Here is a 23,380-nt window from a genome sequence, read left to right as displayed (position 1 = left end):
CGCCGGCCAGGGGCCGCGGCCGCCGTAGGGTGCGGGCATGAGCATCATCGGGGTCGGTATCGACGTGGCCGAGATCGACCGGTTCCGGGTGTCGCTGGAGCGTACGCCCGGGCTGGCCGACCGGCTGTTCCTGGAGCGGGAGCTGCTCCTGCCGAGCGGTGAGCGGCGGGGCATCGCGTCCCTCGCCGCCCGCTTCGCCGCGAAGGAGGCGCTCGCCAAGGCGCTGGGCGCCCCGGCGGGCCTGCACTGGACGGACGCCGAGGTCTACGTCGAGGACAGCGGCCGGCCGCGGCTGCGGGTCACGGGCACGGTGGCGGCCCGGGCGGCCGAGCTGGGGGTCAGTTCCTGGCACGTCTCGCTGAGCCATGACGCGGGGGTCGCGTCGGCGGTGGTGGTGGCGGAGGGGTAGCCGGCAGGGGCCGGAGGCTTCGCGGAACAGCCCCCGCCGGGTCCCCGCGGGCCCGGTCGTTGTGGGCCGCGCGCCGCGCGCGGCGGGTCGTCGCGGCCGGGCCGGGTGGGGTGTCCCCCCTGGGGGCGGGGGCGGCTCCGGCGGCGGTACGGGACACTCGACGTATGCGTACTGCACACAGCGTGGAGACCGTGAGGACTGCTGAGCGGGAGCTGATGGCGCGGCTCCCGGAAGGGGCGTTGATGCAGCGCGCGGCGGCCGGACTCGCCGCCGCCTGCGCCGAGTTGCTGGGACGGGTGTACGGCAGCCGGGTCGTGCTGCTGGTCGGGAGCGGGGACAACGGAGGCGACGCCCTCTACGCCGGGGCACGGCTGGCGCGGCGCGGAGCCGGCGTCACCGCCGTGCTCACGGCACCCGGACGCACGCACGCCCAAGGCCTGGCGGCGCTGCGGCGCGCGGGCGGCACCACGGTGGTCGCCGACGCCGCCGAACCGCTGATCCGGCGGGCCGACCTCGTGATCGACGGCATCGTCGGGATCGGCGGCAAGGGCGGCCTGCGGGGTGACGCCGTCACGCTGGCCGAGCACGCCGGCCGGTCCCGCGCGGCCGTCGTCGCCGTGGACCTGCCGAGCGGGGTCGAGGCCGACACCGGCGAGGTGTCCGGGACGGCCGTGCGCGCCGATCTCACGGTGACCTTCGGGACCCACAAGCCCTGCCTGCTGGTCGATCCGGCGCGTGAGTACGCCGGCTCCGTGCGCCTCGTCGACATCGGCCTCGACCTGCCGGTCGAGCCCGAGCTGGAGGCGCTGCAACACGCCGACGTGGCGGCCCTGCTGCCGCGGCCCGGGGCGGAGAGCGACAAGTACCGGCGCGGTGTCGTCGGCATCGCCGCCGGGTCGGCCCGCTATCCGGGCGCGGCCGTGCTCGCCGTCTCCGGCGCGCTGCGGGGCGGCGCGGGAGCGGTGCGGTACGTCGGGGCGGCCGGGGACGCGGTGATCGCCCGGTTCCCCGAGACGCTCGTGTCCGACCAGGGGCCCCGGCACGCCGGGCGGGTCCAGGCGTGGGTCGTGGGGCCCGGTGCCGGGGACGACGCGTCCGCCGTGGCCGAGGTGCTCGGGGCGGACGTGCCCGTGCTCGTGGACGCCGACGGGCTGCGGCTCGCCGACCGCGATGCCGTACGCAGCCGTACGGCGCCCACGTTGCTGACCCCGCACGCCGGGGAGGCCGCGGCGCTCCTCGGGGTCGCACGGGAGGAGGTCGAGCGGGCCCGGTTGACCTCGGTGCGGGAACTCGCCGGGCTCTACGGGGCGACCGTGCTGCTGAAGGGGTCGACGACGCTGGTCGCCGATGCCGGTGGCGGGGCGGTGCGGGTGAACCCGACGGGGACGTCGTGGCTGGCGACCGCCGGGAGCGGGGACGTGTTGTCCGGGCTGGCCGGGTCGTTGCTCGCGGCGGGGTTGTCGGCGCTCGATGCGGGGAGTGTCGCCGCGTATCTGCACGGGCTTGCGGGGAGGTTCGCGTCCCGGGGGGCGCCGGCGGGGGCGCACGATGTCGCCGGGGCGATTCCGGCGGCCTGGCGGGATGCCCAGGGGTGAGCCGTCCCCCGGGGCCCCGGACCCCCGTCGCGCTGACGCGCTCGTCCTCAAGCGCCGGACGGGCTGATATCGGCCCCGTCGGCCTGGGCTGTGCCCGGTGCCTCGTTCCCGTGTCGGGCTGAGAGCGGCATCCGCTGCCTGTGCCGTGCCCGGGGTCGGGCTCCCGTGGCGGGCTGATATCGCGCCCTTGCCCGTGCCGTGGCGTCCCTGGGTCTGGGCCCCGTCGCGCTGACGCGCTCGTCCTCAAGCGCCGGACGGGCTGATATCGGCCCCGTCTGCCTGTGCTGTGCCCGGCGCCTCGTTCCCGTGTCGGGCTGACAGCGGCATCCGCTGCCTGTGCCGTGCCCGGGGTCGGGCTCCCGTGCCAGGCTGGAATCGGCATCCGCTGCCTGTGCCGTGGCCGGGGTCGGGCTCCCGTGGCGGGCTGGAATCGGCATCCGCTGCCTGCGCCGTGCTCGGGGTCGGACCCCCCGTACCGGGCTGATATCGGCCCCGTCTGCCTGTGCCGTGCCCGGGCCGGGCCGCCGTGCCGGGCTGGAATCGGCATCCTCTGCCCGTGCCGTGCCCGGGGGCGGACCCCCGTACCGCGTCGGACGGGCTGGGAGAGGTGGTGGCTCGTTCTGAGACACTGAGGGCGCCATGACTGAGACAGCACACCTGCGCGCCCGCGCCGAGATCGATCTGGCCGCACTGCGGGCCAACGTGCGGACCCTGCGCGCCCATGCGCCCGGCGCGGCCCTGATGGCCGTGGTGAAGTCGGACGCGTACGGCCACGGGGCGGTGCCGTGTGCCCGCGCCGCCGTGGCGGCGGGGGCCACCTGGCTGGGTACGGCCACACCCGAGGAGGCTCTCGCGCTGCGTGCGGCGGGACTCGGCGGGCGCATCATGTGCTGGCTGTGGACACCCGGCGGCCCGTGGCGGCAGGCCGTCGAGGCCGGCCTGGACGTCTCGGTGAGCGGGATGTGGGCACTGCGGGAGGCCGTCGGGGCGGCCCGGGACGCGGGGACCACCGCGCGGGTGCAGCTGAAGGCCGACACGGGCCTCGGGCGCAACGGCTGCCAGCCCGCCGACTGGCCGGAGCTGGTGGCGGAGGCGCTGCTGGCCGAGCGGGAGGGGCTCGTCCGGGTCACCGGGCTCTGGTCCCACTTCGCCTGCGCCGACGAGCCGGGCCACCCCTCGATCGGCGCCCAGCTCGACCGGTTCGGCGAGATGGTGGCGTACGCGGAGGAGCAGGGCGCCCGCCCGGAGGTCCGGCACATCGCCAACTCGCCCGCCACGCTGACGCTGCCCGAGAGCCACTTCGACCTCGTACGCACCGGGATCGCGCTCTACGGCGTCTCGCCGAGCCCGGAGATCGGCACCTCCGCCGACTTCGGGCTGCGTCCGGTGATGACGCTGAGCGCGTCCCTGGCGCTGGTGAAGCACGTACCGGGCGGTCACGGGGTCAGTTACGGGCACCACTACGTCACCCCGGGCGAGACGACCCTCGGTCTCGTGCCCGTGGGCTACGCGGACGGCGTCCCGCGGCACGCCTCCGGCACCGGCCCCGTGCTGATCGGCGGCAAATGGCGGACGGTCGCCGGCCGGGTCGCGATGGACCAGTTCGTCGTCGACCTCGGCGGGGACGAGCCGTCGGCCGGTGACGAGGCGGTGTTGTTCGGCCCCGGTGACCGCGGTGAGCCGACCGCCGAGGACTGGGCGCAGGCGGCCGGCACGATCGCGTACGAGATCGTCACGCGGATCGGAACCCGCGTGCCGCGCGTCTACGTCGATGAAGAACAGGGCGCCTGACGCGGGACGCGTCGCGGCGCCGGGGAAGAGAACGTGCGGTACGGGCAAATGAACAAGGTGAAGAAGCAACAGCGCGGGTAACCGGCATACGGTGACCTGCACAGGACAACAGGACATGGCCCGCCCGACGGCCCCGCCCCGGGTACCGTCGCCGACGCCAGCAGCCACCCACCCGGCCCGGGACCCGGTCCGGGACGACAGCCGGCATCCCGGCGAAGAGGAGCGGTACGTGAGCGAGACCAGTGCGGAGGCCGTCACGGAAGCCGCCGTGGCGGCCGCCGCCTCCGCCGCCGGTACCGCCGGGAACTGGCGCCGGGCCGGTTTCGCCGGCGCCGCGATAGGCGTGGTCGCCGCGGGTGCCGCCGCCGGAGTCGCGATCGAGCGGCTGACGGTCGGCCGCGGCATGCGCCGGAAGGCCAGGCTCGCGCTCGACTCGACCGGCCCCTACGGCTCGCTGCGCGGCACCCCCGGCAAGGCGTACGCGGACGACGGCACCGAGCTGTACTACGAGGTGGACGAGGTCGAGACGGACGCCGCGCTCAGCCCGCGCCGGCGCCGGCTGTTCGGCCGCAAGGCCCCCGCCCCCGTCACCGTCGTCTTCAGCCACGGCTACTGCCTCAACCAGGACTCCTGGCATTTCCAGCGGGCCGCGCTGCGCGGTGTGGTGCGCACGGTGCACTGGGACCAGCGCAGCCACGGGCGGTCCGGACGGGGTGTGGCGCAGGTCGGCGGCGAGGCGCCGGTCACCATCGACCAGCTCGGCCACGACCTGAAGGCCGTCATCGACGCGGCCGCGCCGGAGGGCCCGATCGTGCTGGTCGGCCACTCCATGGGCGGCATGACCGTCATGGCCCTGGCCGACCGGTACCCGGAACTGATCCGCGACCGGGTCGTCGCCGTCGCCCTCGTCGGTACGTCGTCGGGGCGGCTCGGCGAGGTCAACTTCGGACTGCCGGTCGCGGGCGTCAACGCCGTGCGGCGGGTCCTGCCCGGTGTGCTGAAGGCACTGGGGCAGCGGGCGGAGCTGGTGGAGAAGGGGCGGCGGGCCACGGCCGACCTGTTCGCGGGCGTCATCAAGCGGTACTCGTTCGCCTCGCGGGAGGTCGACCCGGCGGTCGAGCGGTTCGCCGAGCGGATGATCGAGGGCACCCCCATCGACGTGGTCGCCGAGTTCTACCCGGCGTTCACCGAGCACGACAAGACCGAGGCCCTCGCGCTCTTCGCGGGGCTGCCCGTGCTCGTCCTGGCCGGGGTCGGGGACCTGGTGACGCCGAGTGAGCACAGCGAGGCCATCGCGGACCTGCTGCCGGACGCCGAACTGGTGCTCGTGCCGGACGCCGGGCACCTGGTGATGCTGGAGCACCCGGAGGTCGTCATAGACCGCCTCGCGGACCTCCTCATGCGCGCGGGAGCCGTGCCCGCAGGGGCTACCGTGGGTGGCTATGGAAGCACCAGCAGCACCGCACGACCCGGCTGAGCCCGCCGCGGGGGGCGTCAGCGTCCGGATCACCGTCACCTCCCCCGAACAGATGCAGGACCTGGGCCGCCGACTGGCCAAGGTCCTGCGTGCCGGGGACCTCGTCATGCTGAACGGGGAGCTCGGCGCGGGCAAGACCACGCTGACCCGCGGACTCGGCGAGGGTCTCGGCGTCCGGGGCGCGGTCACCTCGCCGACCTTCGTCATCGCCCGTGTCCACCCCTCCCTGGGACAGGGCCCGCCGCTGGTGCACGTGGACGCGTACCGGCTCGGCGGCGGCCTGGACGAGATGGAGGACCTCGATCTCGACGTCTCGCTGTCCGACTCGCTGATCGTCGTGGAGTGGGGCGAGGGCAAGGTCGAGGAGCTGACCGACGACCGTCTGCACGTCGTGATCCACCGCGCGGTGGGCGACACCACGGACGAGGTGCGGCACGTGACGCTGACCGGGCTCGGCGCGCGCTGGGCGAGCGTCGATCTGAGCGTGCTCACGGCGTGACGGGGCGGCGCGGCGTTCTCGGGCAGGGAAACCGCGCACGTTCCGACAAGACGTCGGCAACAGGTTGCGTATCGCGTCCCGGCCGTGGTCACATGGACATCAGCTCGTAGTTAGGTGTACCTAACCACGCTTGCCCCCGCGGCCCCAGGAGGCGTCCATGCCGACTTCAGAACGAGACGAGGCGCAGCCGCGCGTGGTGGCCGCCGTGTCCATGCGGGACCTGCTGGCCGCGGGCGCCGCCGCCGACGCGGTCTCCACCCCGCCCCGCGCGCCCGCGCCGCAGCGCACCGAACCGGCGGACGCAAGGCGCCGGGAAGCGGCCTGAGCCTTCGGTACACCGGGATCGGCGGACGCATGGCGCCGGGACGCGGGCGGCCTGAGCCACCGGTCGGCCGCCGGACCGCGGTTACTTGATGACGACGACCTTCTGGCCGATGGTCGCGAACGCCCACATCGCGTCGCCGTCCTCACGGGACTCGCGGATGCCGCCCGTCTTGGCGGTCGACTCCGGCCGGGCGGTGGAACCGCTGACCGCGGCGCTGAACCCGATCGCCACACCCTCGTTGGAGGCGAAGCGGACGACGTGCTCGATCGGCGTGCCGTCGGAGCCCGTCACGGCGTTCGCCCGGGACGTGACCGTGTACGTGGCGGGGACCGGGTCGACGGTGCTGGGGGTGACCTTGAAGGTGCGCCGGACCTTGTCGCCCGCGCCGACCAGCCAGACGCGGTCGTCGTCGATCGAGTAGACGACCCGCTCGCCGGTGCCGGACCCGGCCGGCAGCGCCGCCGGGTTCTTCTTGTCCCTGGGCGCCTTCGACGTGGTGGCCGCGGGCGACTTGGCCGCGTGCGGCTTCCCCAGCGTCTCCGGCACGTTGGCCGACGCCTGGTAGGCGAGGAATCCGACTGCGGCGACGGCCGCCACGGTGAGCCCGGCCACGATTCCCGAGCTGCTCCTAGCCACCTTGTGTGCCCACCTCTCGTACCACGTACCTGCCCTGTACGTCCTTTGTGGTGACGGTAGCAGCCGGGGCGCGGCAGACCGGGGCGGCCGTGCCCCGGCCCCGGGCGCCGTAGGCTGTTTGCGTGCTCTTGCTCGCTCTGGATACCGCCACCCCCGCCGTCACCGTCGCCCTGCACGACGGCACGTCCGTCGTCGCCTCGTCGAGCCAGGTGGACGCACGGCGGCACGGGGAACTGCTGCTGCCCGCCGTCGACCGGATCCTCGCCGAGGCGGGTACGGGGCTCGACTCCGTCACCGGCGTCGTCGTCGGCGTCGGCCCGGGGCCCTACACGGGGCTGCGGGTGGGCCTGACGACCGCCGACACCTTCGGACTCGCGCTCGGCGTCCCCGTGCACGGCCTGTGCACCCTCGACGGGCTCGCGTACGCCTCCGGCCTCGACGAGCCCTTCGTCGTGGCCACGGACGCGCGCCGCAAAGAGGTCTACTGGGCGCGCTACGACGATGCCCGTACCCGCGTGACCGAACCCGCCGTCGACCGGCCCGCCGAGATCGCGGAGACGGTGGCGGGGCTGCCCGCCGTCGGCGCCGGCGCGCTGCTCTACCCCGACACCTTCCCGGTGGCCCGCGAGCCCGAGCACGTCTCGGCGGCGGCGCTGGCCGCGCTGGCCGCGGAGAGGCTCGCCGCGGGAGAGGAACTGCCCGTGCCCCGGCCGCTGTACCTGCGCCGGCCGGACGCCCAGGTGCCGAAGAACTACAAGGTGGTCACCCCGAGGTGACCGCGGAACTGCGCGAGATGCGCTGGTGGGACATCGATCCCGTACTGGAGCTGGAGAAGGACCTCTTCCCCGAGGACGCGTGGTCGCGGGGGATGTTCTGGTCCGAGCTGGCCCACGCCCGCGGCCCCGAGGCCACCCGGCGCTACGTCGTCGCGGTCGAGGGGGAGCGGCTGGTCGGCTACGCGGGACTGGCCGCCGCCGGCGACCTGGGCGACGTGCAGACCATCGCCGTCGCCCGGGACCAGTGGAGCACCGGCCTCGGCGCACGGCTGCTGACCGACCTGCTGCGGGCCGCGACCGCCTTCGAGTGCGCCGAGGTGATGCTCGAGTGCCGGGTCGACAACGTCCGGGCGCAGAAGCTCTACGAGCGCTTCGGCTTCGAGGCGATCGGGTTCCGGCGCGGCTACTACCAGCCGGGGAACGTCGACGCCCTGGTGATGCGGCTGAACATGGCGTCCGACGGCGGCCCGGCCGCGGACCCGACCCCCGTCCAAGGAACACAAGGAACCGAGATCAATGGCTGACTCGCGCGACGAACCCCTCGTCCTCGGCATCGAGACCTCCTGCGACGAGACCGGCGTCGGCATCGTCCGCGGCACCACCCTGCTCGCCGACGCCATCGCCTCCAGCGTCGACGAACACGCCCGCTTCGGCGGGGTGGTGCCGGAGGTCGCCTCCCGCGCCCACCTGGAAGCCATGGTGCCGACCATCCGGCGGGCGCTGAAGGATGCGGGCGTGACGGCGAAGGACCTCGACGGGATCGCCGTGACCGCGGGGCCCGGCCTCGCCGGTGCGCTGCTCGTCGGGGTCTCGGCGGCGAAGGCGTTCGCGTACGCGCTGGGCAAGCCGCTGTACGGCGTCAACCACCTGGCGTCCCACATCTGCGTGGACCAGCTGGAGCACGGCGCGCTGCCCGAGCCGACGATGGCGCTGCTGGTCTCCGGCGGCCACTCCTCGCTGCTGCTGTCCACGGACATCACCTCCGACGTGCGGCCGATGGGCGCGACGATCGACGACGCGGCGGGCGAGGCCTTCGACAAGATCGCGCGGGTGCTGAACCTGGGCTTCCCGGGCGGCCCGGTCATCGACCGGTACGCCAAGGAGGGCGACCCGGGGGCGATCGCGTTCCCGCGCGGTCTCACCGGCCCGCGCGACCCGGCGTACGACTTCTCCTTCTCCGGCCTCAAGACGGCCGTGGCCCGCTGGATCGAGGCCAAGCGGGCGGCGGGGGAGGAGGTGCCGGTGCGCGACGTGGCCGCGTCCTTCCAGGAGGCGGTGGTGGACGTGCTCACGCGCAAGGCGGTACGCGCCTGCAAGGACGAGGGTGTCGACCATCTGATGATCGGCGGCGGGGTGGCCGCCAACTCGCGGCTGCGGGTGCTGGCGCAGGAGCGCTGCGAGGCCGCCGGGATCCGGCTGCGGGTGCCGCGCCCCAAGCTGTGCACGGACAACGGCGCGATGGTGGCCGCGCTGGGCGCGGAGATGGTCGCCCGCAACCGGGCGGCCTCCGACTGGGACCTGTCGGCGGACTCCTCGCTGCCGGTGACCGACCCGCACGTGCCGGGCCGCTCCCACGCGCACGACCACGACCACATGCACGAGACCGGTAAGGACAACCTGTACTCGTGACCGTGGCGCTGATGTGGGAGGCCCGCGCCGTCGCCGGGCGCGGGGACGACCTGCTCGCCTGGGTGCGGGCGCAGGAGCCGGCGGACCCTCCGCTGCGGCAGGAGGTCCTGCGGGCACCGCAGGACCGGGTGCTGGTGATCACGTGGTGGGACGCGGCGTACGATGCCGAGCTTCCCGAACTCCCCGAACCGGACGCGGAGTTGGTGGCGCGACCCGTGCACCGGTGGCGGTTCGAGTCGGTCTCCGGGGAGCCTCGGTAGCAGCCTCCCGTGACCGAGTCCGTCGAATGTTTCGGAGAGGCGGCCGAATGTTACGGGAACGTGAGGTCGTGAAGGGGCTCCGCCGACGGGTGGCCCGGGGATACGATCGCGGCCATGAAGCCCGCGAAGAGCCCTGAAGCGCAGACCGCGACGCTCGCCGAGATCGCCCGCGAGGCCGGTGTGTCGGCTCCGACTGTTTCGAAGGTGCTCAACGGCCGGGCCGACGTCGCCCCGGCGACCCGGACCCGCGTCGAGGAACTCCTGCGCGCCTACGGCTACCGGCGCCGCCGGGCGGAGGCGGGCCGCTCGCCCCTGATCGACCTGGTCTTCCACGAGCTGGAGAGTGCCTGGGCCATGGAGGTCATCCGGGGCGTCGAGAACGTCGCGCGGGACGCGGGCCTCAGCGTGGTCCTCTCGGAGAGCGCGGGCCGGCTGACTCCCGGCCGCACCTGGGCCGACCAGGTGGCCGCCCGTCGGCCGCACGGCGTGATCCTGGTCCTGTCCGGCCTCGACGAGTCCCAGCGGGCGCTGCTGACGAGCCGCTCCATCCCGTTCGTGGTGATGGACCCGGCGGGCGACCCGGGTGCCGACGTGCCGTCCATCGGCGCCACCAACTGGCAGGGCGGGCTGGCGGCCACCCGCCATCTCGTCGAGCTCGGGCACACGCGGATCGGCGCGATCAGCGGGCCCTCGCGGATGATGTGCAGCCGGGCGAGGGTCGACGGCTACCGCGCCGCGCTGGAGACGGCGGGGCTGCCCGTCGACCCGGCGCTGATCCGGGCCGGGGACTTCCACCACGAGACCGGGTACCGGGCCGGGCTCGAACTGCTGCGTTCGCCGGACCGCCCGACGGCCGTCTTCGCGGGCAACGACCTCCAGGCCCTCGGCCTGTACGAGGCGGCCCGCGAGCTGGGACTGCGGGTCCCGGAGGATCTGAGCGTCGTCGGCTTCGACGACCTGCCGGTGGCGCGCTGGGTCGGTCCGCCGCTGACCACGGTGCGCCAGCCGCTGATGGAGATGGCGGAGGCGGCGGCGAAGCTGGTGCTGGAGCTGGGCCGGGAGGAGGAGTCGTCGGCGGCGACGCGGGTGGAGCTGGCCACGAGCCTGGTGGTGCGCAGCAGCACGGGAGCACCGCCGAGCGGCGGCGGGGACCGCTGATTCGGCCTGCCCCGGCCTGAGCCGGGTCTGCCGAAGGCGTGGGCCGGGCCTGAGCCGGGCCTGAGGAGTCTGAGAATTTCCGAAGGAAAGCCGTGATGGGGTTCCTGCTCGTAATAATTCGGACTTACGTTCCTCCGCGTGACGGGAGAAGACGGGTCCGGGAAGGACCGGGCGGGGGCCGCGAGACACACCGGGCGCGGCCGGGTTCTGCTCAAGGCCGGCGGTTTCGCGCTCGCGGGTGTTGTGGTGCTCTCCGCCGCCGGGGCGGGCTGGGCCTACCGGCATCTGAACCGGAACATCGAGAGCGTCGACATCGACAGCGCGCTCGGTGACGACCGCCCGGCCAAGGCGGGGCCCACCCCCTCGGGGGCGGCGTCCTCGTCGCCCTCGGCGACCCCGCCGCCGAGCGGATCGCTGAACATCCTGGTGCTCGGCTCCGACTCGCGCAGCGGCAGCAGGAACGCCGCGCTCGGCGGCGGTGACAGCGGCGGGGCGCGCTCCGACACGGCCATGATCGTGCACCTCGACGAGGGCCGGACCCAGGCGACGGTGGTGAGCATCCCGCGCGACACCCTGGTGACGCGGCCCCCGTGCCCGCGGGAGTCGGGCGGCTCGACGCCGGCTGCGTACGGTGCGATGTTCAACAGCGCGTACGCGGTGGGCGGCCCCGTCTGCGCGGTGAAGACCGCGGAGTCCCTGACGGACGTGCGCATGGACCACTACGTCGAGATCGACTTCTCGGGCTTCGCCGACCTGGTGGACGCGCTCGGCGGCGTCACCGTCACGACCGACGAGGACATCGACGACGACCTGAGCCGGCTGCATCTGGCCGCCGGGACCCACCACCTGGACGGCACGCGGGCGCTGGCGCTGGCCCGCACCCGCCACGGCATGGGCGACGGCAGCGACCTCGGCCGCATAGGCCTCCAGCAGACGCTGGTGAGGGCGCTCCTGGCGCAGGTCGCCTCGACCGACCTGCTCACCGACCCGGCCCGGCTCTACGAGGCCGCGGACGCCGTGACCGGAAGCCTGACCACGGACACCGGGCTCGACTCGCTCGGCGAGCTGACCGAGCTCGGGCGGAGCCTGGCCGGTCTGTCGTCCGACGCGGTCCGGACGGTGACGATGCCCGTGCTGCCGGCGCCGTCGGACCCCAACCGGGTGGTGGCCGACGAGCCGGAGGCGACCGAGCTGTGGGCCTCGCTGAAGTGACCCGCCGCGGGCCCGGGGACCGCGCCGGAAAAAAATCCCGGAGGTTTCCGGAGCGCGTGTCGATTCCGGCGCCGGCCGTTCGACGCCATGGTGAGAGCGGGGAGAGACCCCGCCCCGGACGGCCTGCCGCGGCCGGCCGCCGCACCGAAGGAGCCACCATGCCCCGCTACCTGACGATGGTCCGCATCGACGAGAACAACGCCCCCGCCGAGGGCCCGAGCGCCGAGCTGATGCAGCGGATGGGCGAGCTGATCGAGGAGATGACCAAGGCCGGGGTCCTGCTGGACACGGCCGGGCTCACCCCGACCGCGCAGGGCACCCGCGTCCGCTGGGAGAACGGGCAGATCTCCGTCACGGACGGCCCGTTCACCGAGACCAAGGAGGTCGTCGGCGGTTACGCGCTGATCCAGGCCAAGGACAAGGCCGAGGCGATCGAGTGGACCAAGCGCTTCCTGAAGATCCACGAGGAGCACTGGACGGTCACCTCCGAGGTGCGGGAGATCGCGGAGGGCTGAGCCGACGGCCGGACCGCTGCGGGGCGGATGTGTCAAGGTGGGCTGTGACCGAGCAGCCCACCGCCACACCGTCCGCCCCCGCGGCAGCCGGTGCCGCCGAGCCGCCGCCCGTCGCGGGCGCCGCCGAGGCCGCCGTCGAGGCGGTCGAGACGATCTTCCGGATGGAGTCCGCCCGCATCATCGCCGCGGTCGCCCGGATCGTGCGGGACCTCGGGATCGCCGAGGAGCTCGCGCAGGACGCCCTGGTCGCAGCCCTGGAGCAGTGGCCCCGCGACGGCGTCCCGGACAACCCGGGTGCCTGGCTCACGACCACGGCCCGGCACCGCGCCATCGACCTCGTACGCCGCCGGGAGCGCTACGCGCGCAAGCTGGCGGAGGTCGGGCGGGACCTGGAGACCGCCCCGCACCACCTCGACGCACCCGCCGACCCCGACGACATCGACGACGACCTGCTCCGGCTCGTCTTCACCGCCTGCCACCCGGTCCTGTCCGCGGAGGCCCGCATCGCGCTCACGCTCCGGCTGGTCGGCGGCCTGACCACCCCCGAGATCGCCCGCGCCTTCCTCGTCCCCGAGGCGACCGTCGCCCAGCGCATCGTGCGCGCCAAACGGACCCTGGCCGCGAAGAACGTGGCCTTCGAGGTGCCCGCCGGTCCGGAGCGCGAGGCCCGGCTCGGCTCGGTCCTCGAAGTCATCTACCTGATCTTCAACGAGGGATACGCCGCCACGGCGGGCGACGACTGGCTGCGCCCCGCCCTGTGCGAGGACGCCCTGCGTCTGGCCCGCGTCCTGGCCGGGCTGATGCCCAAGGAGCCCGAAGTGCACGCGCTGGCCGCGCTGCTGGAGCTGCAGGAGTCCAGGTCGGCCGCCCGCACCGGCCCCTCCGGCGAACCGGTGCTGCTCCGGGACCAGAACCGCCGCCGCTGGAACCGGATGCTCGTCCGGCGCGGATTCGCCGCCCTCGCCCGCGCCGACGCCGTCTCCTCCGGCGGACCCGGGCCGTACGCCCTCCAGGCCGCCATCGCCGCCTGCCACGCCCAGGCGTACGCGTACGAGGACACGGACTGGGGGCGGATCGCGGCCCTGTACGGCCTCCTGGCCGTCCGGTCCCCGTCCCCCGTGGTGGAGTTGAACCGCGCGGTGGCCGTCTCCATGGCCGACGGACCCGCGCCCGCCCTCGCCCTGGTGGACGCCCTCGCCGCCGAACCGGCCCTGCGCGACTACCACTTGCTGCCCAGTGTCCGCGGGGACCTGCTCGCCCGGCTCGGCCGTGCCGCGGAGGCCCGCGCGGAGTTCGAGCGGGCCGCGTCCCTGGCCCGCAACGAACGCGAACGCGCACTGCTCCTGGCCCGCGCCGCGGAGTGCGGCTGACGCCCCGGCCCGTGCGGCCGGTCCGGGTCTACGCCGGACGCCCGACCAGCATCGTCGGCGCGCCGGCGACCCGGGTGAGGAACACCGTCGCCGCGTTCCGTCCCTGGGGCTTCACCTTCCGGCGCAGCTCCTCCGGCTCGACGGCCGAGCCGCGCTTCTTGACGGTGAGGATGCCGACCTCCCGCTCCCGCAGCAGCGCCTTCAGCTTCTTGACGTTGAACGGCAACCGGTCGGTGATCTCGTAGGCGGTGGCGTACGGGGTCGGCCGCAGGTCGTCGGAGGTGATGTACGCGATCGTCTCGTCGAGCAGGCCGCCGTCGAGTTCCTCGGCCACCTCCGCCACGAGATGGGCGCGGATGGCGGCGCCGTCGGGCTCGTACAGATAGCGGCCGAGCGGACGCGCCGGCGGATCGGGCAGCCCCCGGCCCCGCAGCTCGCGCGGGCCCGGCAGCAGGGTGGCCCGCACCAGCCCCGGCTCCGTGCCGAACCACAGCACGGCCTCCTTGACGTCCCCGCCGTCGGAGATCCACTCCGCCTCGGCCTCCGCCGGGATCGCCTCGTGCGGGACGCCGGGCGCGATCTTCAGCGCGGCCCGCGGTGCCTTCAGGGCCGTCGCCGTCGCCCAGGAGAGCGGCGGCGAGTACGCCTCGGGGTCGAAGATCCGGCCACGGCCCCCGCGCCGGGCGGGGTCCACGAAGACGGCGTCGTACCCGTCGGTGGCCACCTCGGTGACGTCGGCCTCGCGCACCTCGATCAGCTCCGCCAGGCCCAGCGCCTCGGCGTTCGCGCGGGCCGCCGCCGCCGTCAGCGGGTCCCGGTCGACCGCCAGCACCCGGATCCCGGCGCGGGCCAGCGCGATCGCGTCGCCGCCGATCCCGCAGCACAGATCGGCCACCGAGCGCACCCCCAGCGCGCGGAACCGCTCCGCGCGGTACGCCGCGACGCTCGTCCGGGTGGACTGCTCCACCCCGTTGGGCGTGAAGAACATCCGCTGCGCGTCCGCCGCGCCGAACTTCGCCGCCGCCCGTTGCCGCAGCCGCGCCTGGGCCAGCGCCGCCGTGACCAGGGGCGCCGGGTGCGTGCGGCGCAGCCGGGTCGCGACGGCCAGCTCCTGGGCCGGGTCGGTGTCCCGCACCTCGTCGAGGAGGGCGCGGCCCTCGGGCGTGCGGAGGGAGGCGAGGGAGGCCAGCGGGTCCAGATCGGTCACCGGCCCATTGTGGGCCAGTCGGTGGACGGCGTGCGTCCGGCGGCGGTGTCGGCCCGGCCCGGGGGGTGCCGGCCTGCGAGGATCCGGCAGCATGCGACCAGTACGACAAAATGACGGAAAGCGCTCGAAGCGGACGCTGTTTTGTGGTGCGGTGCCCCGCGGGACGGCGCCCGGGAGAGCGGCGCTGCGCGGGGTCCGGGGCGGCCTCGTCGCGCTCGCCGCCGCCGCACTCGCCGCGGGCTGCGCGGACACCGGCTCCGGGGTGCGGCCGGCCCTCGGGCAGCAGCCGCTGAACGCGCCGCCCGCCCGGGCGCTGGACGCGTACGCCTCCAAGCTGCGCGCCGCGCACGCCGCGCGGGCCGCCGCGGCCAGGCGGTGGGGCCTGGCCGAGACCCCGCTGACCGCGCCGCCGGCCCCGGCGAGAAAACCGGTGATCAGGACCCGCAAGGGCTTCGAGGTCGACGGCCAGGACGGACTGCCGCCGGTCTTCACGACCGTCCCCACCAAGGACAAGGTCGTCTTCCTCACCATCGACGACGGCGCCGAGAAGGACCCGGCGTTCCTGCGGATGATGAGCGACCTGAAGATCCCGTACACCGCCTTCCTCAGCCACTATCTGGCGAAGGAGGACTACGGCTACTTCCGGAGGATGCAGGCCGCGGGCGTCGGCGTGCACAACCACACGCTCCACCACCGCTATCTGCCGAACCTCTCGTACGCGCAGCAGAAGCGGGAGATCTGCGGCATGCAGGACGAGATGAGGAAGCAGTTCGGCCAGCGCCCGACGCTCTTCAGGCCGCCCTACGGCAACTACAACGAGGACACCCTGCGGGCCGCCGCGTCCTGCGGCATCAAGGCCGCCCCGCTGTGGAACGAGGAGGTCTTCGCCGACCACTGGGACTACCGCGAGTGGGACCGGTCGCTGCACCGCGGCGACATCGTGCTCACGCACTTCCGGGGCCGCGAGGACTGGAAGGGCACCATGACCGACATGGTCCGCCGCTTCCTCGGAAAGGTCACGCGCGAGGGATACGCCGTGGCCCGGCTGGAGGACTACCTGTGAGGGGTGCGAACCGGGCAGCCGTGCGCGGGCCCCTGCGACCGGAGCGCCGCCGGTGACCGGGCGCGTACGCACCCTGCTCGCGGGGCTGTTCGCCGCCGCGCTGCTCGCCGGGACCACCGGCTGCGCCCAGTCCGTCGACCCCATCGAGCGGCTGGGCAAGAAGGCGGCTCAGCGGGTGCGCCCGCACGGGCAGCCGGGCCCGCCCGCGGAGGCGTACCGCCGCTGGGGACTGGCCGCGCCGCTCGCCCCCGCCCCCGGGCCCCCCGGCCGGCGGCTCCCCGCGCGCGCCGCCCGCCCGGGTCCGCCCCCGGTCCTCGACCGCGTCGCCACCCGCGACCGGGTGGTCTTCCTGACCTACGACGACAGCGCCGAACGGGACCCGCGGTTCGCCGACCTGGTCCGGGAACTGCGGCTGCCGGTCAGCATGTTCCTCACCGACCACGTCGTCGGGCCGGGGTACGGGGACTTCGCGCGGCTCCGGGCGGTCGGTGTGAGCGTGCAGAACCACACGCTCGACCACGCCTCCCTGCGCGGGCTGCCGTACGCCGGCCAGCGCGCCGAGATCTGCGGCCAGCGCGACAAGCTCCGCGAACGCTTCGGCGTCCGGCCCCGGCTGCTGCGCCCGCCGTACGGCACCTACGACGCCACCACGCTGCGCGCCGCCGCGGACTGCGGGGTCTCCGCCCTCGTCCTGGGCCGGGAGCCCGGCCCGGGCCCCCTGCGTCCCGGAGACATCCTGACCGGCACCGACGGGCCCGATCTCACCGCGGCGACCACGCGGCTGCTGCGGCGCATCCAGGCCGAGGGGCTCACCCCGGCCCGCCTGGAGGACTACCTGTAGGGGAGCCCGGGGTGCCCGCGGGGGCCGGCGATTCCGCGGCGCGCCCGTCCTCTATTGGCACTCCGCTTGACCGAGTGCTAATCGCGGTCATAGTCTCTGGTCTGGCACTCCCCCCTGGAGAGTGCCAATAGCGACGGGCAGGTCCGGCACCCGCGACGACGGATCCACCTGGTCGCCACCTCAGACAGTTAACCCCGTGAGATCTCCGAAGGGGGAGGTCGGATCGTGACGACCACCAGCTCCAAGGTTGCCATCAAGCCGCTCGAGGACCGCATTGTGGTCCAGCCGCTCGACGCCGAGCAGACCACCGCCTCTGGCCTGGTCATCCCGGACACCGCCAAGGAGAAGCCCCAGGAGGGCGTCGTCCTGGCCGTGGGCCCGGGTCGCTTCGAGAACGGCGAGCGCCTGCCGCTCGACGTGAAGACCGGCGACATCGTGCTGTACAGCAAGTACGGCGGCACCGAGGTGAAGTACAGCGGCGAGGAGTACCTCGTCCTCTCGGCTCGCGACGTGCTCGCGATCATCGAGAAGTAGTTCATCCCGGTTTTGCAGTGAGCTGCGCCCCTGGCCCCCGCGACCTTAATAAGCCGGGCGCTGGGGGCGCCGTTCGTTTCTCCCAAGTTTTCCGAGAGGGCTGAATCGCTCCATGGCGAAGATCCTGAAGTTCGACGAGGACGCCCGTCGCGCCCTTGAGCGCGGCGTCAACAAGCTTGCCGACACGGTGAAGGTGACGATCGGCCCCAAGGGCCGCAACGTCGTCATCGACAAGAAGTTCGGCGCCCCCACCATCACCAACGACGGCGTGACCATCGCCCGTGAGGTCGAGGTCGAGGACCCGTACGAGAACCTCGGTGCCCAGCTGGTGAAGGAGGTGGCGACCAAGACCAACGACATCGCGGGTGACGGTACGACCACCGCCACCGTGCTGGCCCAGGCGCTGGTGCGCGAGGGCCTGAAGAACGTCGCCGCCGGCGCGTCCCCCGCCCTGCTCAAGAAGGGCATCGACGCCGCCGTCAAGGCCGTGTCCGAGGAGCTCCTCGCGACCGCCCGCCCGATCGACGAGAAGTCCGACATCGCGGCCGTCGCCGGTCTGTCCGCCCAGGACAGCCAGGTCGGCGAGCTCATCGCCGAGGCGATGGACAAGGTCGGCAAGGACGGTGTCATCACCGTCGAGGAGTCCAACACCTTCGGTCTGGAGCTGGACTTCACCGAGGGCATGGCCTTCGACAAGGGCTACCTGTCGCCGTACTTCGTGACGGACCAGGAGCGCATGGAGGCCGTCCTCGAGGACCCCTACATCCTCATCCACCAGGGCAAGATCTCCTCGATCCAGGACCTGCTGCCGCTGCTGGAGAAGGTCATCCAGACCAACTCCTCCAAGCCGCTGCTGATCATCGCCGAGGACGTCGAGGGCGAGGCCCTGTCGACCCTGGTCGTGAACAAGATCCGCGGCACGTTCAACGCCGTCGCGGTCAAGGCCCCCGGCTTCGGCGACCGCCGCAAGGCGATGCTCGGCGACATGGCCACCCTCACCGGTGCCACCGTCATCGCCGAGGAGGTCGGCCTCAAGCTCGACCAGGTCGGCCTGGACGTGCTGGGCACCGCCCGCCGCGTGACGGTCACCAAGGACGACACGACGATCGTCGACGGTGGCGGCAACTCCGAGGACGTCGTCGGCCGCGTCAACCAGATCAAGGCCGAGATCGAGGCCACGGACTCCGACTGGGACCGCGAGAAGCTCCAGGAGCGCCTTGCGAAGCTGGCCGGCGGCGTGTGCGTGATCAAGGTCGGCGCCGCCACCGAGGTGGAGCTGAAGGAGAAGAAGCACCGTCTGGAGGACGCCATCTCCGCGACCCGCGCCGCGGTCGAGGAGGGCATCGTCTCCGGTGGTGGCTCCGCGCTCGTCCACGCCGTGAAGGTCCTGGAGGGCAACCTCGGCAAGACCGGCGACGAGGCCACGGGTGTCGCGGTCGTCCGCCGCGCCGCCGTCGAGCCGCTGCGCTGGATCGCCGAGAACGCCGGCCTGGAGGGTTACGTCATCACCTCCAAGGTCGCCGAGCTCGACAAGGGCCAGGGCTTCAACGCCGCGACCGGCGAGTACGGCGACCTGGTCAAGGCCGGTGTCATCGACCCGGTCAAGGTCACCCGCTCCGCCCTGGAGAACGCCGCGTCCATCGCCTCCCTGCTCCTCACGACCGAGACCCTGGTCGTCGAGAAGCCGGCCGAGGACGAGGCCGAGGCGGGTCACGGCCACGGCCACGGCCACTCCCACTGAGGTCGGCAGCACCTGACGCGGGCCGTCTCCCCCTCGGGGGAGGCGGCCCGCGCCTCGACGAAGCCTCCCTCGCCCCGTCCGGGGCGAGGGAGGCTTCGTCCGTTCCGGCCGGTCCCCGAAGACTGCTCCGGGGATCAGTTCTCCAACGCGTCGAGGGCGCCGAGCTGGGTCATGAGTCCCAGCCGGTCGTACTGCCACCAGCCCTCGGCGATCTTGCCGTCCTCCTGGCAGCGGAAGACGGTCGTCCCGGTCATCGACATCTGCCTGCCGGTGGCCGGGATCCCCATGAAGTCGCCCGTGTGCGTGCCGTTCCACGTCCACCGCGTGCAGACACGGTCGCCCTCGGTGATCTGGTCGTCGATCGTGAACGCGAAGTCGAACCCCCCGCGCCACATCCTGATGTCCCGCCGCATCCCGTCGAGCCCGAGGGTGTCCTGCGGGTTGCCGGGGTCGTGGTCGTGGTAGTGCTCCGCGACCAGGTCGTTCAGCGGCGACAACTCGCCCTCGGCGGCCACCGTCTCGAAGAACCTGCGGATGTTCGCCGCGTGGAGCTGGTCCTCCCGGACCACGTCCAGATCGGTGAACGTCGGCGTCCCCTCGCAGAGCGCCACCATCTCGGCGAAGATCGCGTCGGTCTCCGGCAGCTTCGAGTTCCGCATCGCCTCCTCGTACGAGGGGAACTCCACGATCTCCACGTAGTGGTCCCCGTCGGACCGGTCCTTGCCGAGGACGTTGTGCGTCGCGGTCCGTCTGCCCCGGGTCTTCTCCACCCACGAGTCCATCAGCCGGTTCATCTCGTCGAACCGGCTGGTCCTGCAGTCGATGAGCTGTACGAATGTCATGGCGCCGCCTCCGGCCCCCTGGGTCCGGTGTACCTCTTCATCGTCCCACCGGAGGGACGGCACCACCCACTCCTGCCGCGGCCCGCCCGACGCCCCTACTGGGGACCGTACTTGCGCCCGGTCCGGGACGTGACGCCGCCCAGCAGCGCCCGCGGCGTCACCTTCACCACGCCCATCAGCGCCTTGTAACGCGGATCCGGGATCGACAGCGTCTTTCCCCGCGCCAGGTCCGCCAGCGCCGACGCGACCAGCTTGTCCGCGTCCAGCCACATCCACTTCGGGATGTTGTCCGTACCCATCCCGGCCCGCTCGTGGAACTCGGTGCGCACGAAGCCGGGGCACAGGGCCATCAGCCGTACGCCGCTGCCGGCCAGGTCCTTCGCCGCGCCCTGCGTGAACTGCACGACCCACGCCTTGGAGGCCCCGTAGGTGCCGCGCGGCACGAAGGCGGCGACCGAGGCGACGTTGACGACACCGCCCCGGCCCCGCTCCCGCATGGCCTCGGCCGCCGCCGAGGTGAGCCGCAGCACCGCCTCGCAGTGCACCTTGAGCATCTTCAGCTCGTCCGCCATCGAGACGTCGAGGTAGCGGCCCCTGTTGCCGAAGCCGGCGTTGTTGACCAGCAGGTCCACCGGGTTCCTGCGGTCGGACAGGCGCGCGGCCACCGCCTCGATGCCGTCGTCCGAGGCCAGGTCCGCCGTCAGCACCTCCGCCTCGATGCCGTGCCGGTCGTGCAGCTCGGTCGCCTGCTCGCGCAGCCGCTTGGTGTCACGCGCCACCAGGACGAGGTTGTGGCCGTCGGCGGCCAGCCGCCGCGCGAAGGCGGCGCCGATGCCCGCGGTCGATCCCGTAATCAAAGCCGTTGTCATGGGCCAAGGTTAGTGACCGGGCCCCGGACGCCCCCGCCCCCACCGCCGGGTGGCGCAGCCCCGCCCGGGGGTGTCGTTCGGATCCCCTCGGGTCCGCGACGCCTGGCACGGCACCTCGCCGCGTTGCCGCATCACCCGCGTACACCCGGTACGCGGGTCATGCTCCGCACCAGGCGCCGCGGCCCGGTCCGAGGGGATCCGAACGGCCTCCACTAGCCGCCGTATTTGTCCACGTACACGCGTGCCGCGTCCCGCACCTCCGGATGCAGCGCGTCCCCCGCGGCGAGCAGCCGCGGCAACAGGGTCCGTTCGGTGGTGGCGGCCCGGAACTGCAGGGCCACGGTCACGTCGTGGTCCGGGCGGTGCAGGATCCGGATCGGGTCGCCCGCGCTGATCCCGCCCGGCCGGATCACCCGCAGGTACGCGCCCGGCGCGCCGCGCCGGGTGAACCGCTTCACCCAGCCCTTCTCGCCGAGATGGCCCTGGAAGGTGCGGCAGGGGATGCGCCCGCTGGTGACCTCCAGGACGAGCTCCGGCCCCACGGCCCACCGTTCGCCTATGCGGGCGCCGGACACGTCGAGTCCCGAGGTGGTCAGGTTCTCGCCGAACGCGCCGTTGGCCAGCGGGCGGCCGAGCTCCCGCTCCCACTCGTCCAGGTCCTCGCGCGCGAACGCGTACACCGCCTGGTCGTCCCCGCCGTGATGGCGCTTCTCGCAGACGGCGTCGCCGGCGAGCCCGCCCCCGCCGACTCCCTTGGGCCCCGGGGCGGCGACGTGGACGGGCCCGTCCACCGGCCGCTTGTCGATGCCGGTCAGGCCCTCCGGCTGGTCCGTGTAGGCGACCGCCTGCGCGCGGCCGATGTTCAGCGACAGAAGCTTCATGACGCGCACGGTAGGCGACGAGGAGGCAAAGCGTCGACGCAGTATTCCTCCGCGCATCCAAGATTCGCTTATGCTCGAAGGGTGATCGAGGCCCGTCATCTCCGTGTCCTGCGCGCCGTCGCCACCACCGGCTCGTTCTCGGCGGCGGGGCGCGAGCTGGGCTGCACCCAGCCCGCCGTGAGCCAGCAGATGAAGGCCCTGGAGTCCTCGGTCGGTACGCCGCTGCTGATCCGCACCGGCCGCGAGATGCGCCTGACCCAGGCCGGCGAGGCCCTGGTGCGCCACGCGACGGGCATCCTCGCGGGGCTGACGGCGGCCGAGGAGGAGGTCGCGGCCATCGCCGGGCTGCGCGCGGGCCGCGTCCGGCTCGTCTCCTTTCCCAGCGGCAGCTCCACCCTGGTGCCCACGGCGCTCGCCGCACTGCGCGCCGACCATCCCGGCACCCGAGTCTCCCTGGAGGAGGCCGAACCCCCGCGCTCGGTGGAGATGCTGCGCGAGGGCGACTGCGACATCGCGCTCGCCTTCCGCTACGAGGGGGCGGCGGGCGCCGAGGAGTGGCACGACCTGGTGGTGCGGCCGCTGCTGGTGGACCGGCTGGTCGGGCTCGTTCCCGAAGGGCACCGACTGGGGACGGCGGAGTCGGTCGCCATAGCTGAACTCGCCGGGGAGCCGTGGATCGCGGGCTGCCCGCGCTGCCGGGGCCAGCTGGTCGAGGTCTGCGAGGGTGCCGGCTTCGTGCCCCGTATCGACTTCGCCACCGACGACTACCCGGCGGTGGTCGGCCTCGTCGGTGCGGGACTCGGCGTCGCGGTCCTTCCCGAACTGGCCGTGGAGTCCGTGCGCCCCAAGGGAGTGCGCACGGTCGCGGTGGAACCTCCGGTGCGGCGGGAGATCGTCGCACTCACGCTGCCGGACCTCGCCCAGGTGCCCGCGGTGGCGGCGACCCTCGACCGGCTGGCCCGGGCCGCGGCCCGCTGACGCAGGCGGCAGCGCACCAAAAGCAGGGGCACGCCCGCGCGTGCCCGTCTTTGGAGAAACGTTCCTTCAGTTGTGCGGCCGATCCTCGGGGCCCCCGCTGCTGGCCGCCGACACCAGCCGGTTGCGCGCCCGTCCCATCAGCTCTTCACGCTCGTCCTCGGTCAGCCCGCCCCACACGCCGTACGGCTCGCGCACCGCCAGGGCGTGAGCCGCGCACTGGGCGCGTACGGGGCATCTCATGCAGACCTCTTTGGCCGAGTTCTCACGAGCGCTCCGTGCCGCACCGCGCTCGCCCTCCGGGTGGAAGAAGAGCGAGCTGTCGACCCCGCGGCAGGCCGCGAGGAGCTGCCAGTCCCAGAGGTCCGCGTTCGGACCGGGAAGGCGGGAGAAATCTGCCATTGCGTGTCCCCTTGTTGCCGTTCTGGGCTGCTCTGTGCCCACCGACCGTACATCTACGATCTAAGGAGATGAAAATATGACTCATTGCGAATCTAGCCATAGACACCAGCAAAAGGGAAGAAAACCGGCTAAATGGGGCATGGGTTGTGATGAAAGGTTGAGGGTCCGTTGCGCATGTCTGCACCGTGTCCGCCCCCTCACGTAGAGTGCCGAAGATGGCGGACGGCCCCGTAACTCTTTCGAGTGACCATCGTTGATAGTGCGAGGCGGTTGAAGGAACAAGCGCTCGGGCAGACGGCAGTATCCGTCCGCGAGTGTCGACCGCACAGGTGACGATTCGTACCAGCCTGGAGGCTCAAGGTGACGCGCATCA

The 23,380-nt window shown here is 73.3% G+C and carries 25 protein-coding genes; 19 read left to right on the top strand and 6 right to left on the bottom strand.

Going from position 1 to position 23,380, the window contains the following annotated elements; translation table 11 throughout:
• The first annotated feature begins 37 nt into the window (after positions 1-37).
• The 6 genes from ACZ4NT_RS26315 to ACZ4NT_RS26290 all read left to right on the top strand — a co-directional run bounded on the left by ACZ4NT_RS26315 (position 38) and on the right by ACZ4NT_RS26290 (position 6,096).
• Positions 38-409: a holo-ACP synthase gene (locus ACZ4NT_RS26315; protein WP_121405520.1), complete on the top strand. Its 372-nt coding sequence runs from the start codon at positions 38-40 to the stop codon at positions 407-409.
• Positions 410-573: 164 nt separating this feature from the next.
• A complete protein-coding gene (locus ACZ4NT_RS26310; RefSeq protein ID WP_121405521.1) occupies positions 574-2,004 on the top strand; it encodes an NAD(P)H-hydrate dehydratase in 1,431 nt (476 codons plus the stop codon).
• A 639-nt stretch (positions 2,005-2,643) separates the two neighbouring features.
• Positions 2,644-3,795 (top strand): alanine racemase, encoded by a 1,152-nt coding sequence (gene alr / locus ACZ4NT_RS26305; RefSeq protein ID WP_467727948.1) that lies wholly within the window; start codon positions 2,644-2,646, stop codon positions 3,793-3,795.
• Between the two features lie 229 nt (positions 3,796-4,024).
• A complete protein-coding gene (locus tag ACZ4NT_RS26300; protein WP_467727947.1) occupies positions 4,025-5,272 on the top strand; it encodes an alpha/beta fold hydrolase in 1,248 nt (415 codons plus the stop codon).
• Positions 5,238-5,771: a tRNA (adenosine(37)-N6)-threonylcarbamoyltransferase complex ATPase subunit type 1 TsaE gene (tsaE, locus tag ACZ4NT_RS26295; protein WP_121405523.1), complete on the top strand. Its 534-nt coding sequence runs from the start codon at positions 5,238-5,240 to the stop codon at positions 5,769-5,771. The genes ACZ4NT_RS26300 and tsaE overlap by 35 nt, the downstream gene beginning before the upstream one ends.
• 157 nt (positions 5,772-5,928) lie before the next feature.
• Positions 5,929-6,096, top strand: a complete 168-nt coding sequence (locus tag ACZ4NT_RS26290) for a hypothetical protein (protein WP_183116979.1) — start codon at positions 5,929-5,931, stop codon at positions 6,094-6,096.
• A gap of 81 nt (positions 6,097-6,177) precedes the next feature.
• Here ACZ4NT_RS26290 and ACZ4NT_RS26285 read toward each other — a convergent pair whose 3' ends face one another.
• Positions 6,178-6,732, bottom strand: a complete 555-nt coding sequence (locus ACZ4NT_RS26285; RefSeq protein WP_121405524.1) for a hypothetical protein — start codon at positions 6,730-6,732, stop codon at positions 6,178-6,180.
• 122 nt (positions 6,733-6,854) lie between these two features.
• Here ACZ4NT_RS26285 and tsaB point away from each other — a divergent pair, with 122 nt between their 5' ends.
• From tsaB to ACZ4NT_RS26245, 8 genes are all read left to right on the top strand, one after another.
• Complete coding sequence (tsaB, locus tag ACZ4NT_RS26280) at positions 6,855-7,508, top strand: tRNA (adenosine(37)-N6)-threonylcarbamoyltransferase complex dimerization subunit type 1 TsaB (protein WP_121405525.1); 654 nt, start codon at positions 6,855-6,857, stop codon at positions 7,506-7,508.
• 17 nt (positions 7,509-7,525) lie between these two features.
• Entirely contained in the window at positions 7,526-8,032 is a 507-nt protein-coding gene (gene rimI, locus ACZ4NT_RS26275) for a ribosomal protein S18-alanine N-acetyltransferase (protein WP_121406385.1), read from the top strand.
• Positions 8,025-9,137 carry a tRNA (adenosine(37)-N6)-threonylcarbamoyltransferase complex transferase subunit TsaD gene (tsaD, locus tag ACZ4NT_RS26270; protein WP_121405526.1) on the top strand — a complete coding sequence of 371 codons (1,113 nt, stop codon included), beginning with the start codon at positions 8,025-8,027 and terminating at the stop codon, positions 9,135-9,137. The genes rimI and tsaD overlap by 8 nt, the downstream gene beginning before the upstream one ends.
• Positions 9,134-9,397, top strand: coding sequence for a hypothetical protein (locus tag ACZ4NT_RS26265; RefSeq protein WP_121405527.1), 264 nt, complete (start codon positions 9,134-9,136; stop codon positions 9,395-9,397). The genes tsaD and ACZ4NT_RS26265 overlap by 4 nt, the downstream gene beginning before the upstream one ends.
• Positions 9,398-9,511: 114 nt before the next feature.
• A complete protein-coding gene (locus ACZ4NT_RS26260; protein ID WP_121405528.1) occupies positions 9,512-10,555 on the top strand; it encodes a LacI family DNA-binding transcriptional regulator in 1,044 nt (347 codons plus the stop codon).
• Between the two features lie 138 nt (positions 10,556-10,693).
• Complete coding sequence (locus ACZ4NT_RS26255) at positions 10,694-11,767, top strand: LCP family protein (RefSeq protein WP_467727944.1); 1,074 nt, start codon at positions 10,694-10,696, stop codon at positions 11,765-11,767.
• A 158-nt stretch (positions 11,768-11,925) separates the two neighbouring features.
• The gene (locus tag ACZ4NT_RS26250; protein WP_121405530.1) at positions 11,926-12,282 is read left to right on the top strand and encodes a YciI family protein; all 357 of its coding nucleotides are present in this window, start codon (positions 11,926-11,928) and stop codon (positions 12,280-12,282) included.
• A 44-nt stretch (positions 12,283-12,326) separates the two neighbouring features.
• A complete protein-coding gene (locus tag ACZ4NT_RS26245) occupies positions 12,327-13,652 on the top strand; it encodes an RNA polymerase sigma factor (protein WP_467727942.1) in 1,326 nt (441 codons plus the stop codon).
• 28 nt (positions 13,653-13,680) lie between these two features.
• On the opposite strand, the gene ACZ4NT_RS26240 is transcribed toward ACZ4NT_RS26245, so the two are convergent.
• Entirely contained in the window at positions 13,681-14,841 is a 1,161-nt protein-coding gene (locus ACZ4NT_RS26240) for a class I SAM-dependent methyltransferase (protein WP_467728060.1), read from the bottom strand.
• Between the two features lie 109 nt (positions 14,842-14,950).
• Between ACZ4NT_RS26240 and ACZ4NT_RS26235 the strand changes: the two genes are divergently transcribed.
• The 4 genes from ACZ4NT_RS26235 to groL all read left to right on the top strand — a co-directional run bounded on the left by ACZ4NT_RS26235 (position 14,951) and on the right by groL (position 19,038).
• A complete protein-coding gene (locus ACZ4NT_RS26235; protein WP_121405533.1) occupies positions 14,951-15,922 on the top strand; it encodes a polysaccharide deacetylase family protein in 972 nt (323 codons plus the stop codon).
• A gap of 52 nt (positions 15,923-15,974) precedes the next feature.
• The gene (locus ACZ4NT_RS26230; RefSeq protein WP_121405534.1) at positions 15,975-16,763 is read left to right on the top strand and encodes a polysaccharide deacetylase family protein; all 789 of its coding nucleotides are present in this window, start codon (positions 15,975-15,977) and stop codon (positions 16,761-16,763) included.
• Positions 16,764-16,988: 225 nt separating this feature from the next.
• Entirely contained in the window at positions 16,989-17,297 is a 309-nt protein-coding gene (gene groES / locus ACZ4NT_RS26225) for a co-chaperone GroES (protein ID WP_019066754.1), read from the top strand.
• A gap of 112 nt (positions 17,298-17,409) precedes the next feature.
• A complete protein-coding gene (gene groL, locus ACZ4NT_RS26220) occupies positions 17,410-19,038 on the top strand; it encodes a chaperonin GroEL (protein WP_121405535.1) in 1,629 nt (542 codons plus the stop codon).
• A 134-nt stretch (positions 19,039-19,172) separates the two neighbouring features.
• Here groL and ACZ4NT_RS26215 read toward each other — a convergent pair whose 3' ends face one another.
• From ACZ4NT_RS26215 to ACZ4NT_RS26205, 3 genes are all read right to left on the bottom strand, one after another.
• Positions 19,173-19,880: an ester cyclase gene (locus ACZ4NT_RS26215; RefSeq protein WP_121405536.1), complete on the bottom strand. Its 708-nt coding sequence runs from the start codon at positions 19,878-19,880 to the stop codon at positions 19,173-19,175.
• A 95-nt stretch (positions 19,881-19,975) separates the two neighbouring features.
• Entirely contained in the window at positions 19,976-20,749 is a 774-nt protein-coding gene (locus ACZ4NT_RS26210) for an SDR family NAD(P)-dependent oxidoreductase (RefSeq protein WP_467727938.1), read from the bottom strand.
• 212 nt (positions 20,750-20,961) lie between these two features.
• Complete coding sequence (locus tag ACZ4NT_RS26205; RefSeq protein WP_121405538.1) at positions 20,962-21,630, bottom strand: MOSC domain-containing protein; 669 nt, start codon at positions 21,628-21,630, stop codon at positions 20,962-20,964.
• An 81-nt stretch (positions 21,631-21,711) separates the two neighbouring features.
• Here ACZ4NT_RS26205 and ACZ4NT_RS26200 point away from each other — a divergent pair, with 81 nt between their 5' ends.
• The gene (locus ACZ4NT_RS26200; RefSeq protein ID WP_121405539.1) at positions 21,712-22,608 is read left to right on the top strand and encodes a LysR family transcriptional regulator; all 897 of its coding nucleotides are present in this window, start codon (positions 21,712-21,714) and stop codon (positions 22,606-22,608) included.
• 66 nt (positions 22,609-22,674) lie between these two features.
• Here ACZ4NT_RS26200 and ACZ4NT_RS26195 read toward each other — a convergent pair whose 3' ends face one another.
• Entirely contained in the window at positions 22,675-23,007 is a 333-nt protein-coding gene (locus ACZ4NT_RS26195; protein ID WP_121405540.1) for a WhiB family transcriptional regulator, read from the bottom strand.
• Between the last annotated feature and the right edge of the window lie 373 nt (positions 23,008-23,380).

The sequence above is a fragment of the Streptomyces sp. NPDC026417 genome (assembly GCF_055567695.1).
Note: the sequence above shows the minus strand (reverse complement) of the source record. Positions and strands in the feature narration are given on the sequence as shown.

Coding starts and splice junctions, on each gene's coding strand:
- ACZ4NT_RS26315 (WP_121405520.1), top strand. CDS start 38: ATGAGCATCATCGGGGTCGGTATCGACGTGGCCGAGATCGACCGGTTC.
- ACZ4NT_RS26310 (WP_121405521.1), top strand. CDS start 574: ATGCGTACTGCACACAGCGTGGAGACCGTGAGGACTGCTGAGCGGGAG.
- alr (WP_467727948.1), top strand. CDS start 2,644: ATGACTGAGACAGCACACCTGCGCGCCCGCGCCGAGATCGATCTGGCC.
- tsaE (WP_121405523.1), top strand. CDS start 5,238: ATGGAAGCACCAGCAGCACCGCACGACCCGGCTGAGCCCGCCGCGGGG.
- ACZ4NT_RS26290 (WP_183116979.1), top strand. CDS start 5,929: ATGCCGACTTCAGAACGAGACGAGGCGCAGCCGCGCGTGGTGGCCGCC.
- rimI (WP_121406385.1), top strand. CDS start 7,526: ATGCGCTGGTGGGACATCGATCCCGTACTGGAGCTGGAGAAGGACCTC.
- tsaD (WP_121405526.1), top strand. CDS start 8,025: ATGGCTGACTCGCGCGACGAACCCCTCGTCCTCGGCATCGAGACCTCC.
- ACZ4NT_RS26260 (WP_121405528.1), top strand. CDS start 9,512: ATGAAGCCCGCGAAGAGCCCTGAAGCGCAGACCGCGACGCTCGCCGAG.
- ACZ4NT_RS26250 (WP_121405530.1), top strand. CDS start 11,926: ATGCCCCGCTACCTGACGATGGTCCGCATCGACGAGAACAACGCCCCC.
- ACZ4NT_RS26235 (WP_121405533.1), top strand. CDS start 14,951: ATGCGACCAGTACGACAAAATGACGGAAAGCGCTCGAAGCGGACGCTG.
- groL (WP_121405535.1), top strand. CDS start 17,410: ATGGCGAAGATCCTGAAGTTCGACGAGGACGCCCGTCGCGCCCTTGAG.
- ACZ4NT_RS26215 (WP_121405536.1), bottom strand. CDS start 19,880: ATGACATTCGTACAGCTCATCGACTGCAGGACCAGCCGGTTCGACGAG.
- ACZ4NT_RS26210 (WP_467727938.1), bottom strand. CDS start 20,749: ATGACAACGGCTTTGATTACGGGATCGACCGCGGGCATCGGCGCCGCC.
- ACZ4NT_RS26205 (WP_121405538.1), bottom strand. CDS start 21,630: ATGAAGCTTCTGTCGCTGAACATCGGCCGCGCGCAGGCGGTCGCCTAC.
- ACZ4NT_RS26195 (WP_121405540.1), bottom strand. CDS start 23,007: ATGGCAGATTTCTCCCGCCTTCCCGGTCCGAACGCGGACCTCTGGGAC.